Genomic DNA, 14049 nt, shown 5'->3' with positions numbered 1-14049 from the left:
ATTTACCATGATAACCAATACTGTTGGGCTCAGTTTATGAGTCATATATTGTGTATGAAGCTAAAGTTACAAGTACATTTACCTGAAACATTGACCAAATGGTTTCCTGAAGCGATTTGGAAGATGGACGATACGGAGAAGAAGTGCTACCTAACCTTTGATGATGGTCCTATTCCTGAGATCACACCATGGGTTCTAGACCTCTTGGCTCAGTACAATATCAAAGCAACGTTCTTTGTGGTTGGAGAAAATGTCTACAAATATCCCGAGATCTATCAACGAATCCTTGATGAAGGCCATGCTGTAGGTAATCATACCTATAACCACTTGCAAGGCCTAAAGACTCCAAATAAAGAGTTCTTCGAAAATATAGAGCAGACGGACCGCTTAATTGGCTCTAATCTGTTCCGTCCACCCCACGGTTTAGTGAAACGTAGCCAATATAGATATCTTAAGCAGCGATATAAATTGATCATGTGGGATGTGATTAGTTGCGACTATAACCGTAACATCTCTAAGATAGAAGTACTACGTAATGTGTTGGACTTTGTTCGTCCGGGTAGTATTATCACTTTCCATGACTCCGTTAAGTCAGAAGAGAATCTAAAATATGCACTACCACTAGCAATTCAGGCTCTACAAGGGGAAGGCTATGAATTTAAGAAGATAGAATTTCCAAAGATTCGTCCACTATATATCAAACCCAACAAAGAGCTACTCGAAAGACTTCGCAAGCGAATACTACGAATTGCCAAAGGGGCATAATGGTATCTTGATCAAAAGGATTGTGAATTGTTTGTAAACAATTTGCAAAGCATCCTCATTTATATATCTGAACCAACGAAATTAGTTAATTTTGCTGTAGACATCGATCCCAAAACCTCGTTGTCGTATTACACATATCCTAATTTCATCGTCATCATGAGAATACTTATCATTGGCTCAGGAGGTAGAGAGCATGCCATTGGCTGGAAAATAGCCCAAGATATTCAGAGAGATAACTTATTCTTTCTACCAGGTAACGCAGGTACCGCAAACCTAGGACATAATATTGCAGGAGATGTCATGGACTTTGAGCATATCAAAGAGGTCTGTTTGGCAAACCAAGTCGACACCCTGTTTGTAGGCCCAGAGAATCCACTATGTGATGGAATCTATGATAGTTTTAAAGCAGATGCCGATCTTGGTCATATTGCAGTTATAGGTCCTTCAAAGAGAGGAGCCCAATTGGAAGGAAGTAAGGATTTTGCAAAAGAGTTTATGCAGAAGTATAACATTCCAACGGCACGATATCAAACTTTTACACTAGAGACATTAGAGAGAGGCAAAGCATTTTTAAAAGAGCTTTCGGCACCTTATGTACTAAAGGCAGATGGACCTGCTGCAGGAAAAGGGGTGGTCATTTTAGACAGCTATGATGAAGCGGCAGCGGAACTCGAGGATATGCTAAAAGGGAAGTTTGGAGCCTCTTCTTCTAAGGTGGTTATTGAAGAGTTTCTCTCGGGCATTGAATGTTCTGTTTTTGTATTGACTGATGGAAAGAGTTACAAGATTCTTCCGGTTGCAAAAGATTACAAACGTATTGGAGAAGGAGACACCGGCCTCAACACAGGAGGTATGGGGGCAATCTCACCTGTACCATTTGCTGATGATGTATTCATGAAGAAGGTGAAAGAGCAAATCGTGCTACCTACACTTGATGGTATCCAGAAAGAGGAGATTGAGTACAAAGGCTTTATCTTTTTGGGGCTTATCAAAGTTAATGACGACCCTTATGTCATTGAGTACAATGTTCGATTGGGAGACCCAGAAACAGAAGCGATCATGCTACGTATTAAGAGTAGTTTAGTCGCGCTTCTACAAGGAGTTGCTAATCAAACATTAGATCAAGTAACGTATGAGGAAGAGGATTACGCAGCAGCCACAGTGATGTTGGTTTCGGGAGGCTATCCAGAAGCATACGAAAAGGGAAAGGTTATTACAGAAGAGCTCATTGATTCGGATGATGTCGTTGTTTTTCATGCAGGAACTGCAGTTCGAGATAGCGAGATCGTAACCAATGGAGGACGAGTTATTTCGGTGAGTGCAAAAGGGAAAAGCCTAGAAGAAGTGTTAAGCAATGCTTATGAGGCTACAGATAAAATAACATTTGAAGGTAAATTCTATCGTAAAGATCTTGGATTCGATCTTTAGTTTTTTAATCTTCGTAAAACACTCTGTTTTTTCTTAATACACATAGAAAGAACAGAGTTGTTTTTGACGTTTAAAATTAAAATCCACTATCTAAGTTATGTTGCTACAAGTTCTTAAGTCAGACCGTCACACCAATTTAATTTTACTACTTATAGCAACTATATTTTTATGGGGTCCTACATGGTTTGATCCTGTGGCTTTCTACTTCTATCCAGGAGAGTCATCGATGCCACTATTTCACTATATAGACAATCTATTTCCAAATAAAGCGACACTTACTGTTGCCATACTAGGGACATTATTGACATTCATTAATGCGCTATTGGTCTATGTACTGAATTCTGAGTTCTTATTCATGAAAACAAGAACCTATCTGCCGAGTTTTTTATATATTATTTTCACTAGCTCTGTCAGAGAGTATGATACACTTCTCCCTTCGCAGTTTGCGGCGACTCTGTTTATTTTAGGCATGTATTATATCTTTAAAACATATCAATCGAGCAGAGCCATTGGAGATATTCTTATTGCGTCAATAATCCTATCCTTGGCCTCCCTATTCTATCTCCCTTCGATACTATTTCTTCCTATCATATGGATCTCCGTCTTGATTCTTAGACAGAAGTTTAATTGGCGACATTTGGTTATCCCAATTATTGGGGTGATAATACCATGGTATATCTGTGGCTCCATATATTATTTGAATGATCATTTCTACTCTCTCATTAATATACTACAACTTAATACATTTAGTAAAAACCTGTTTTTATCTCACGATGCGGTTATTTACCAACAGGGTATTGTTGTGGCATTTTTTGTTGTATGGGGTATTTTGAGTGTGGTTAAGAGGTATGGTCTAAAGAAAGAGGCATCACGAAAGTATCTGAATATCATGATTTGGACAGTTCTTTGTTCGATAGCGATATACTTCCTTTTTGCGACTTGTTCCTATGAACTTATCACTATTACTGGAATACCTCTAGCCTATCTAACGGCCCATATATTTCAATTTTCAAAATCTAATTTGTGGTTTAATCTACTGTTTGTTTTATTTCTCTTGACGATCATTGGTTCACCATATCTCCATATAATCACATTTTAAAAATTTGTTTGGATGACTCATCATCAATGGAATCCTGAACGTCCAACGCTTGCTATCTACGGTATTCAAGACTGTGTAAAAAGCGACTATCCTGGATTTATTCATGACCATAACATGGTTTTATTTCACAACGGTGAAGTGAAAAAACTGGTACAATTAGAGCGTATTACAAGGAATAAACGTGATAATAAGATGCACCAGCATTTGGTTTCTCTTTTAAGAGAAGAGAAACTGATTGGGATGGAGTTAGATGTGGTATTTGTCGATCATGAGATAGGACGTGCATTTATAAGTGAAGATGGTCAAATTCGATTTGAAGCACCATTAAAAGGGGAACTATCCAGTCAACCGGAGTCAGGATACCTGAAGTGGTTTGACACCAAGAACAGAGGGTGGGCTTTGAGCCATGAGATGGCTCATATTGCCACGATACTACCTTTCTGTGGTATATGGAAAGAGAACAGTCTACATGTCCATTATGATGGAGGGGCAAGTTGCTCAAACTTCAGTGTATGGCACTATAAGCATGGCGAAATAAATTTGGTAGATGCCCATTGGAAGAATAAAGAGATCACCTCCCTGCATAATGCCAATGCACTCACGTTTGCAATTGTGGGTGCCAAACGATTTGATCAGAACTCTGTCCCAGGAAAGATCATGGGATTTGGCTCTTTTGGGAAAGATCTTCCTGAAGTTAGAGCTTGGCTAAGAAAACATGATTACTTCAAAGATATATGGAGAAGTAAGCAACTATTTTTTAATAAGGCAGAAGAGGAGATGGGGGTTAAATTAAATCATTTTGATCTTCACCATCCCTTGATACAAAATATTGCCGCTTCGATACAAGCCGAATTTGAGGAGAGGTTATTGAACGACTTAAAACACTATAAAGAGATCACATCTGCCACAACCTTATACTATTCAGGAGGATGTGCATTGAACATCAAAGCCAACTCAAGAATCATCGAAGAGAATCTTTTTGAAGAGGTTGTTATACCTCCATGTTGCGAAGATTCGGGACTTGCATTGGGTGCAGGGGCATGGATAGAGTTCTTAAAACATGGCACACTAAAAAAACACACTGCCTATCTCAACAATTGGGGCCTCCCAGAGAAGTCTTATGCTTATGATGCCAGTGTTATTCAAAGGGTGGCAGAGGGGATAATGAATGGATACGTATTTGCAACATGCATTGGGGCTGGAGAGTGTGGACCTAGGGCACTTGGAAATCGAAGTATTATAGCCAAAGCAAGCTCTGTAGAGATTGCTGAGAAAGTAAGTCAGTATCATAAGCGCAGAGAGTGGTATAGACCTATTGCCCCTATCATGTTAAGAAGCAATGCAGAAAAAGTGATCGATGGGAAAATAGATGATTTATCTAAATACATGCTTTTAGATTACGTCATAAAACCTGAATATAGAAAATCATTAGAGGGGGTAACCCATGTGGATAATACCTCTCGAATACAGTATATAGATCAAAGAGAAGAGAATCCATTTCTTTATGACCTATTAACCTGTTTGTATCAGATGTATGGAGAGTTGGCGTTGATCAACACTTCGTTTAATCAACAAGGGGAGCCTATTGTTCATTGCTATGATCAAGCAATTACTTCAGCAAAGAACCTCAAAATTGATGGAGTAATAGGCAAAGGAACTCTAACGTTAATTGATCTTTAAGAAAGTGGTTATTTTATCGCGCCCCCCTTTCTTCCATATATATTTTACTAATTTTATAGAGCCTTTTAACCAAGACACCTTGTTTTTTCAACTCTAAGTTTGAAAAACAACTACAAAGTTAAATGACCACAGCGCCCAAAACCTTGCTGTGGTCATTTCTGTTTCTACTCCTCGTATCTCATTTCAAAATCTACTTTTAAAGTCATATTTTGTATTAAAATATAAAAAAGATCACTTTTTCTGTAACTATTATTACTCCAACACCGTCTAACTTAATAGAAAGACCATTTAAATAATAGATCAAGAGAAATGCTGAGACTAAAAAATATTCATAAATCATACCCCACGGGGGATACCAAGCTTCATGTACTGAAAGGTATCGATCTTCATATCAAAGAAGGGGAGTTTGTATCTATCATGGGGTCTTCAGGTTCAGGTAAATCAACACTACTTAATGTACTAGGCATACTAGATAATTATGATGAGGGAACTTACCACCTAAATAATACGCTGGTCAAAGACATGAGTGAGAACGAAGCTGCAGATTTTCGTAATCATACTATTGGTTTCGTTTTTCAATCCTTCAATCTTATCACTTTTAAGACGGCATTAGAGAATGTGGCGTTACCCCTATATTATCAGGGAGTAAATAGGAAAAAGCGTAACGAGATTGCGTTAGAATATTTGGAGAAGGTTGGTCTAGGGCCATGGGCTGACCATCTACCTAATCAACTCTCTGGAGGACAGAAACAGCGTGTCGCCATTGCTAGAGCATTAATTACGAAACCTAAGGTTATCCTTGCTGATGAGCCTACAGGAGCTTTGGATACCACAACATCTTATGAAGTGATGGAGATGCTGAAAGATATTAATGATCAAGGTATCACCGTGATTATCGTTACCCATGAGCAAGATATTGCAGATAAAACCAACAAAGTCATTCACCTAAAAGATGGTCTGATTGAAAGAATACATGAGAATATCGTTGAACTTCAAACTGCTGAATCATGAAGTCACTTTTTGATGTAGATGCATGGCATGAGATATTCATCACTATTCGTAAAAATAAACTTCGGTCTTTTCTTACAAGCTTCTCTATTGCTTGGGGTATTTTCATGTTAATGATTCTACTAGGTTCAGGTAATGGTCTAAAGAATGGTTCAAAGTCGATGTTCGAAGAGAGTGCATTAAACACTATTTGGGTTTGGACCAATATCACCAGTAAGGCTTATGATGGCTATCCAAAAGGACGAAGAGTAAAGCTACAAAATGATGATGTCAAGATTATCAAAAGTGAGGTTGCCAATATCGATAAGTTATCGGCAAACTTCTATATGGGATCTACCCCATTTGCCTATAAGACTGAATCTAGTAGTTTTTCCATCAAGTGTTGTTACCCTGCAGTAAAAGAGATCGACAAACTAGAGGTAGAGAAAGGAAGATTTCTTAACCATTTAGATATAATCCAAAAACGTAAAGTGATTGTTATCTCTAAACAAGTAGTGGATGCTCTTTTCAAACGAGAGGATCCATTAAATAAGATGATTATTGTCAACAGTATTCCTTTTCGTGTCATAGGAGTGGTAAAAGCCAAGGATGATGATCTGAATCCACTAATCCCTTTTACAACTTATCAAGTAGTATTTCAAAAGACTAATCGAGTTCATAATATCGCGCTAACAACCAAACAGATCTCTTTAGCTGAGTCAGAAAAGTTAGAGCAGGATATTAGAACAAGAATGGCTCATAAACATCATTTCGATCCAACAGATAATCGTGCACTAGGAACCTATAATAACTTTGCCGATTATAAACGAACCATGAATATCTTCTCAGCTATTCAGATGTTTATATGGATTATTGGATGCGGAACATTGATGGCAGGGATTGTAGGAGTAAGTAATATCATGTTGATCATTGTGAAGGAGCGAACCAAAGAAATTGGGATACGTAAAGCATTAGGTGCTAAACCCAACAGTATTATCTCATTGATACTACAGGAGTCTATATTCCTTACGACCCTTGCAGGGTTTATTGGAATGGTCGCGGGAGCTGGTGTTATGAAGCTAGTTGTACTTATCATGAAATGGAATAACATCGAGAGTGATACGTTTGTTAATCCATCGGTGGATATTGGTATAGCCATTACGGCCACTATCGTGTTGATTATTTCAGGTGTCGTTGCAGGATATATTCCAGCAAAGAAAGCGGCTAAGATTAGTCCTATAGAAGCACTTAGATACGAATAAACTAATCCTTTAAAGAAATAACATGTTCGATTTAGATAAATGGAAAGAGATCTGGGCAGTACTTTCTCGCAATAAGCTAAGAACGTTCTTAACAGCACTTGGTGTTTTTTGGGGAGTCTTTATGCTTGTCGTCATGATTGGTGCAGGCTATGGTTTTGAAAAAGGAATATTTGGACAGATAGATGGTGTTGCAACCAATACGGCTTTTATGTGGAGTCAAAATACCACCAAAGCTTATAGTGGATTCAAGAAAGGACGTAGCTGGAATATTGAACGTGGAGATATTGATATCATCTCTGAGAAGATTGATGGAATCAAATATATCACGCCTCGCATTGGACTATATAAGAAGTTCAGTGACGGTATGAACGTTTACTATAAAGACAAAAAAGGAAACTTTAGAATTAATGGAGACTTTCCTGTTTATAGTAAGATGGATGCATTTAAGATTCTAGAGGGACGTTTTCTTAACGATTTTGATATCAGTAAAGATCGTAAGGTCTGCGTGATAGGAAAAACTGTTGCCAAAGATCTTTTTGGAAAGAAGGAGTCACCTATTGGTAAATATATCAATATTGTAGGAGTCTACTTTAAAGTGATAGGGATTGTAGATGCTGTCTCACAAATAAATATTGGAGGACGAAAAGATAAGTCTGTTTACGTGCCTTTCACGACACTGCAGTTGGCATATAACATGGGAGTAGATGTGCACTTCTTTCTTGTTACAGGAAAAGAGGGTGTCGATATTGCAAAGCTGAGTAAGAACGTTTCTGCTATCCTTAAGAAAAGGCATAAGATTGACCCAACAGATGAATCAGCCGTAGGGTCTTTCAACTTACAAAAAGAGATAAAGAAGTTCTCAAACCTGATGAATGGTGTAAAGTTCTTAATCTGGATTGTTGGTATTGGAACCTTATTGGCAGGAGCGATTGGCATTAGTAATATCATGCTAGTTGTAGTGAAAGAGAGAACACAGGAGATTGGAATACGCAGGGCATTAGGTGCTCGTACTCATCAAATATCATCTCAATTAATATTGGAGAGTGCCACCATTACCGCCATCGCAGGGATCGCAGGTATCGTTTTTGGAACACTTGTATTGGCAGGAGCAAGTATGGTTCTGGCACAAAATCCAGATTCGGCATTTATATCCAATATGGTTATTCAATTTGACCTAGCCATCTATTCTCTATTGATCATTGTCATCATTGGCGTATTGGCTGGAATTATTCCTGCACAGAAAGCACTTTCAATAAAACCCATAGAAGCATTAAGAACAGAGTAAAACGTATATTATATCATAGTTATGAAAAAGGTATTTAAAATAGTCATCATTCTACTTGTAGTTGCAGGTGTAATTGGCACATTCACATTCATCTACAAAAAATCACAACCGAAAGAGGTTAGTTACGAAATGATAGATGTTAAACGCGACACTATCATTATTAAAACAATAGCCACAGGAGCTGTTGTGCCAAAGAAAGAGATTGCTATCAAGCCACAGATTGCTGGTATTATTAGTAAAATATACGTTGAAGCTGGGGATACTGTAAAGCAAGGAGATATCATTGCTAAGGTTAAAATTATTCCTGATATGGTAAACCTTAACAATGCAAAGAACCGAATAAAAAGAGCTGAGATTGATCTTGAACTTAGTAAGAACAATCATGAGAGAAATGATAAATTGTATAAGAAAGGAGTCATATCTGAATCTACTTATGTACAAACAGAGAGAAGTTTTAAAGCAGCAAAAGAGGAGCTAAAAGCATCAAAAGATAACTTAGACCTTATTCGTGAAGGGGTAACAAAATCAAGTGCTTCGCAAACCAATACATTGATACGTTCAACGATTACGGGTATGGTTTTAGATGTTCCTGTTAAAGAAGGTAACTCGGTGATCCAAAGTAACTCATTTAATGATGGTACTACTATCGCTTTGGTTGCAGATATGAAGGATATGATCTTTGAAGGTAACATTGATGAGACAGAGGTGGGTCGCGTTAAGATTGGTATGCCTATGGAGCTAACAATTGGTGCGATGAGTAAAGAAAAATACCATGCTATCATCACAAATATTGCCCCTAAAGGTACCAATAATGGTGGTGCTGTTCAATTCAAGATTAAAGGAGCAGTATCTCTAAAAGAGAACCAATTTATTAGAGCAGGATATAGTGCCAATGCCTCTATCGAAGTACAAAGAAAAGAGAATATTTTATCGATTCCTGAATCGACGATCTTCTTTGAAAGTGACACAAGCTACGTATGGACTCCTCAAGAAGATAATAAGTTTGAATACGATAAAAAGAGTGTAGAGTTAGGGTTGTCTGATGGTATCAATGTGGAAGTAACAGAAGGATTGGAAGAAGGACAACAAGTAAGAGGAAATAAAAAATAGACAACTTTCAGTAGTTGGAAATCATTAAAGACAGAGACAATGAAAAATAGTTGTATCAAAATAGTGCTTTGTTTTCTTTCCATGCATGTGGGGGTTGTATCAATGGCTCAAGATAATACATCGAGTCAAGATCCATGGAATCTTGACAAGTGTATTCAACATGCAATACAAAATAATAGCGCTATTCAAAGACAGAAGTTAAATAGCGATATCGCCTCCAATAATCTAAAGACAAATAAGTTATCACAACTCCCATCATTATCTGGAGGATTGGGGAATACAACCTCATGGGGTAGATCTTCAACAAACTCGGGACTTATTGTAAGCAATAACTCGAATCGAACGGACTTTAATATTAGTGCGAATGTTAATATATTTCAAGGCTTTGCATTAAAAAATCAGATTGAAGCGAGTAAACACGAGCTTGAGTACAATAATAGCTTAACTGAGGTTAATGTGGCTAATCTAGAAATACAAGTAGCACAAGCATACCTGAATATCTTAGTAGCAAAAGAGTTATTTGAGCTATCTAAAGAACAAACAGAGATCACGAATAAACAAATTCAGGTTACTAGAGAGAAGGTTAATGGTGGACTTTTAGATAAAGGCCCATTACTTGAGTTGAATGCTCAGTTGGCGAATAATAAGGCGGAAGAGGTTAATAATCAAAATAATTTAACTCTCCGTAAATTGGAGTTGGCACAACTTCTTGAACTGGAGAATCCAGAAACTTTGGATATAGTTACTCCTCCAATGGCTTTAATTCATTCGGAGAATAAGCTAAATAATATTGATAACTATTACCAAACAGCTTTAAATCTTCGTCCTGAGATCAATGCAGCCAATGCACGTATTAGACAAAGTAGCTCGAATGTTAAAGCAGCAAAAGGTAGACTATACCCAAAATTGAGTGCTAGTGCAGGCTATTCGAATGGTTATTATTATTTCAAGAATGAAGAGAATAAAAGTTTCAGTGATCAAATGAATATGAATGGACAGGAGAATGTTCGTTTAAACCTATCTATTCCTATTTTTAATGGGTCATCTGCACGTAATAGTTATAAGAATGCCAAGTTACAGGCACAACAATCTAAGTTGGACCTTGTACAGGCAGAAAAGGATCTTCGAAAGACTGTTACCAATGCACTAACACAAGCACGTGGTGCACATCAGAAGTTTAATGCCTCTTCGATACAAGTGAGCTCGAGCAAAGAGTCATTCGATTTTGCTAACGAGAAGTTTAATGCAGGTGCAATTGATATCTATGATTACAACCAGGCAAAGAACTCTTATATCAGAGCTAAATCACAAAAGATACAGGCGAAATATGAGTTTATCTTTAAATCAAAGATGCTTGATTTCTATACCGGCACAGAGATAAGTCTATAATCCTATATCATTGAAACACTTAGGTAGACAACGTGACTAGAAGTATCTTATTCTTCTAGTCACTTTTTTTTGCATGAATATCAATAAAGTAATACCTCTTTATTGATATTCATGGTTATGGTTAGACTATGGCTTTATTGAAAAGCACCTAACAAATACATTTATACTTCATTCTCTATCCGTAAAAAAACAATTATACTTCAATAACATCAGATATCGATACTTCTCTCTATCCTCACTCTATGTTCTTAATTTATTTACCTTATCTTTAACACAATAGACATCTTTATTGCGTTAATTCTTAGTCGAGCAAATGATTATATCTACGCTATATTCGTTTAATGATGATAGTAAACTATTTTTTAAGTAATTTCTACTGCTCACTATTGTTTTACGATATCATAGTTTTAAGCCCAAGCCCCCCTTTTAAATGTATAATTTCATGATTATACAATTTATCAATTTCGAAGACATAAAATCTTACTACTAAGACAGTATTCTTGCTAATCGGATGCTTTTATTAAATGTAGTATAGTCATCAAGTGGGATTAACGTATTCTTTACATTCGGATTTCTATTGTAGAAGACATTTTTTTAATAACCTAGAATAAAAACAAAGTTTGTTATGAAGCGATTATTAATGATTTTCCCATTATTAATTTCTTGTGTTATTGGTCTTTCACAAGAACAAAAACCCAATATCATTTTTATTTTTGCAGATGATTGGGGATATGGAGATTTAGGGTGTCATGGCTCCACATTCTGTAAAACACCAGTATTAGATAAAATGGTTGATGAAGGAATCGACTTCCAGAATTTCTCTGTTGCAAACCCAGTTTGTTCGCCCAGTCGTACAGCCGTCATGACTGGACAATTCCCTTCAAAATATAATATTCATGGACACTTCTCTTCCATTAAGACCAATAAAAAAAGAGAAATGCCTGATTGGCTTAACCCCAAAGCTCCAATGCTTACAAGGATGATGAAAAAAGCTGGGTACGTAACAGGACACTTTGGAAAATGGCATTTAACAAATTCTGCAATAAGTGATGCTCCCCTTCCCTACCAATATGGCATTGATGAATATGGTGCGTTTAATATTTCTGGAAAACAGATGGATGTAGAACAGACCATTCCAATGACTTTAGATTTTATTAAACAACATCAAAGTCACCCTTTTTACATTAATGTTTGGATTCATGCAGCCCACACTCCACATTACCCTAAAAACAAGTACCTTGATGAGTTCAGTTATTTAGATGAACAAAAAAAGGTATACGCTTCTGTAATAACAGATGCTGATAAACAAATAGGGAATATATTCTCTCTTTTGAAAGAGTTAGGCATTGATAAAAATACACTCGTTGTATTCTCTTCAGACAACGGTCCAGAAAAGACAACTAAAAGACGTAAAATTAATGATGCATCAACAGGACCAGGGCTCGGGTCATTTTATTCCGTTGGAGAAACAGGAGGGCTTAAAGGGAGAAAAAGATCTTTGTATGCTGGGGGTGTTCGTGTTCCTTTTATTGTTCGTTGGCCAGGGAAAGTTCCTGCTGGAATTAGAAATAATACAACATCTATTACAGCTGTTGATCTCCTGCCAACATTTATCGAATTAGCTGGTGCTACCCCTCCGAAAAACTACCATGGCGATGGACAAAGTATTGTAACAGCCTTAAAAGGGAATCCATTTGAAAGAACTAAAACAATTTACTGGGAATGGCGACTATGGAAAGATAATTCCCCCAATTGGCCCAACCTAGGTATTCAAGAAGGGAAATGGAAACTACTTATTAACACGGATCTAAAGAGATCTGAATTATATTGTATTCAAGATGATTGGGCCGAACAAAAAGAGATGTCTAAAGAATATCCTAAAGTTGTGCAAACACTCTTAAATAAAGCATTAGTATGGAAAATGAAACTACCAAAGAAGAGTGAAATTCCACAGAGTTGCATTTCGACAGAACGAATGAAGTAGATATTAATTTCTTTTTCACCATCTACATATTACCTTGCTATACAAATCTGAAAGAAGAAAGAATTTGGAGATATCAACGACTAAAAGAAGTAATCTGACTTTCGACGATATCTCCTTCTTTTATTTGAAGGTATATCATAGCTAAGCATTAACTCATGGGTACTTGGAAAGCTATAAGTATCTTCTAATGAAGTCATATCATAGGCATAACCTAGGCGTATTCCTTCTCTTATATCATATTGCATACTCATACCAAATGAGTTTCCTGTTCGATACATTATCCCTCCAGTGAAGTTGTTATAGAAAGTAACAAAAGCATGAAGATCTGCTGCAATATTCGTACTACGTATATATCGAACCGTTGTAGCCAATTTCATCACAATATCTCTATCTAGCTTAAACTTGTAAGCACCTAGAAGATAGATGTGTAACATATCTTTATTAATTGAAGTTCTTGAAATATCTTTAACCGATACCTGATTCTCAATTAACTTAGGTACAGATACTCCAATTAGATAGTCTCGATCTCGATACATAATTCCAATTCCTACATTTGGAAGAAACTTATTACTCATGTCAGCAATAAATGCAGGATCATCTTGGTTCTCTCCTATTCCTAGAATATCTGCATAAAACAGATTAAAACCAGCAGAGATACCAAAGCTTAGGTAACGTCCTCTTCGAGGATTGATATCTAAGTGATAAGCATAATCACCATAAACACCAAGCTGTGTCACAGGACCATAACCATCATATACAATCCGCCCTCCGAATCCCATCTGATTGTCTTGGTAAGGCATAGTAAAAGCCAGTGTACTTGTCGTTGGTGCCCCTTCAAAGCCAGTCCATTGATGTCTTGTCAATAATTTGATATTCATTGACTCTTGCACTCCTACATATGCAGGGTTAATCGTGGCTAGATTATTTAAATATTGGCTATAAAGGGGATCCTGCTGACCTCTTACTGTAAGAGAGAACAATATACCGCATACAAGCATTAGAAGCGTTCTAAGCGTCTTTCTAAATGAATATGATATGTTAGTATGGAATCTCATATTAA

Annotated in this window: 11 protein-coding genes; 10 read left to right on the top strand and 1 reads right to left on the bottom strand. The window is 36.9% G+C overall.

The genetic code is table 11. The features are described from left to right. Nucleotides 1–54: 54 nt before the first annotated feature. The 10 genes from K5X82_13310 to K5X82_13265 all read left to right on the top strand — a co-directional run bounded on the left by K5X82_13310 (nucleotide 55) and on the right by K5X82_13265 (nucleotide 12989). Nucleotides 55–765, top strand: coding sequence for a polysaccharide deacetylase family protein (locus K5X82_13310; GenBank protein QZT36243.1), 711 nt, complete (start codon nucleotides 55–57; stop codon nucleotides 763–765). Nucleotides 766–921: 156 nt separating this feature from the next. Continuing rightward, the gene (gene purD / locus K5X82_13305; protein ID QZT36242.1) at nucleotides 922–2193 is read left to right on the top strand and encodes a phosphoribosylamine--glycine ligase; all 1272 of its coding nucleotides are present in this window, start codon (nucleotides 922–924) and stop codon (nucleotides 2191–2193) included. A 97-nt stretch (nucleotides 2194–2290) separates the two neighbouring features. Then, nucleotides 2291–3292, top strand: coding sequence for a DUF6427 family protein (locus K5X82_13300; GenBank protein QZT36241.1), 1002 nt, complete (start codon nucleotides 2291–2293; stop codon nucleotides 3290–3292). Nucleotides 3293–3304: 12 nt separating this feature from the next. After that, nucleotides 3305–4972, top strand: a complete 1668-nt coding sequence (locus K5X82_13295) for a hypothetical protein (protein QZT36240.1) — start codon at nucleotides 3305–3307, stop codon at nucleotides 4970–4972. Nucleotides 4973–5281: 309 nt separating this feature from the next. Continuing rightward, complete coding sequence (locus tag K5X82_13290) at nucleotides 5282–5983, top strand: ABC transporter ATP-binding protein (GenBank protein QZT36239.1); 702 nt, start codon at nucleotides 5282–5284, stop codon at nucleotides 5981–5983. Continuing rightward, on the top strand, nucleotides 5980–7221 hold the full coding sequence (locus K5X82_13285) for an ABC transporter permease (protein ID QZT36238.1): 1242 nt from the start codon (nucleotides 5980–5982) through the stop codon (nucleotides 7219–7221). Before K5X82_13290 ends, K5X82_13285 begins: the two co-directional genes overlap by 4 nt. Nucleotides 7222–7243: 22 nt before the next feature. Then, nucleotides 7244–8506, top strand: coding sequence for an ABC transporter permease (locus K5X82_13280; protein ID QZT36237.1), 1263 nt, complete (start codon nucleotides 7244–7246; stop codon nucleotides 8504–8506). A gap of 21 nt (nucleotides 8507–8527) precedes the next feature. Further along, nucleotides 8528–9616 (top strand): efflux RND transporter periplasmic adaptor subunit, encoded by a 1089-nt coding sequence (locus K5X82_13275; protein ID QZT36236.1) that lies wholly within the window; start codon nucleotides 8528–8530, stop codon nucleotides 9614–9616. A 39-nt stretch (nucleotides 9617–9655) separates the two neighbouring features. Next, a complete protein-coding gene (locus K5X82_13270; protein ID QZT36235.1) occupies nucleotides 9656–11005 on the top strand; it encodes a TolC family protein in 1350 nt (449 codons plus the stop codon). A 625-nt stretch (nucleotides 11006–11630) separates the two neighbouring features. Next, nucleotides 11631–12989: a sulfatase-like hydrolase/transferase gene (locus K5X82_13265; GenBank protein ID QZT36234.1), complete on the top strand. Its 1359-nt coding sequence runs from the start codon at nucleotides 11631–11633 to the stop codon at nucleotides 12987–12989. An 80-nt stretch (nucleotides 12990–13069) separates the two neighbouring features. Here the strand turns inward: K5X82_13265 and K5X82_13260 are convergent, their stop codons facing one another. Continuing rightward, nucleotides 13070–14044, bottom strand: a complete 975-nt coding sequence (locus tag K5X82_13260; GenBank protein ID QZT36233.1) for a type IX secretion system membrane protein PorP/SprF — start codon at nucleotides 14042–14044, stop codon at nucleotides 13070–13072. Between the last annotated feature and the right edge of the window lie 5 nt (nucleotides 14045–14049).

The organism is Prolixibacteraceae bacterium (genome assembly GCA_019856515.1).
GTDB lineage: Bacteria > Bacteroidota > Bacteroidia > Bacteroidales > Prolixibacteraceae > Halosquirtibacter > Halosquirtibacter xylanolyticus.
The sequence above is the reverse complement of the archived record's forward strand: the minus strand, read 5'-3'. Positions and strand labels throughout refer to the sequence as shown.

What these genes read in the sequence shown, in the direction of transcription:
- K5X82_13310 (QZT36243.1), top strand. Translation starts at nt 55, where the DNA reads ATGAAGCTAAAGTTACAAGTACATTTACCTGAAACATTGACCAAATGG.
- purD (QZT36242.1), top strand. Translation starts at nt 922, where the DNA reads ATGAGAATACTTATCATTGGCTCAGGAGGTAGAGAGCATGCCATTGGC.
- K5X82_13300 (QZT36241.1), top strand. Translation starts at nt 2,291, where the DNA reads ATGTTGCTACAAGTTCTTAAGTCAGACCGTCACACCAATTTAATTTTA.
- K5X82_13295 (QZT36240.1), top strand. Translation starts at nt 3,305, where the DNA reads ATGACTCATCATCAATGGAATCCTGAACGTCCAACGCTTGCTATCTAC.
- K5X82_13290 (QZT36239.1), top strand. Translation starts at nt 5,282, where the DNA reads ATGCTGAGACTAAAAAATATTCATAAATCATACCCCACGGGGGATACC.
- K5X82_13285 (QZT36238.1), top strand. Translation starts at nt 5,980, where the DNA reads ATGAAGTCACTTTTTGATGTAGATGCATGGCATGAGATATTCATCACT.
- K5X82_13280 (QZT36237.1), top strand. Translation starts at nt 7,244, where the DNA reads ATGTTCGATTTAGATAAATGGAAAGAGATCTGGGCAGTACTTTCTCGC.
- K5X82_13275 (QZT36236.1), top strand. Translation starts at nt 8,528, where the DNA reads ATGAAAAAGGTATTTAAAATAGTCATCATTCTACTTGTAGTTGCAGGT.
- K5X82_13270 (QZT36235.1), top strand. Translation starts at nt 9,656, where the DNA reads ATGAAAAATAGTTGTATCAAAATAGTGCTTTGTTTTCTTTCCATGCAT.
- K5X82_13265 (QZT36234.1), top strand. Translation starts at nt 11,631, where the DNA reads ATGAAGCGATTATTAATGATTTTCCCATTATTAATTTCTTGTGTTATT.
- K5X82_13260 (QZT36233.1), bottom strand. Translation starts at nt 14,044, where the DNA reads ATGAGATTCCATACTAACATATCATATTCATTTAGAAAGACGCTTAGA.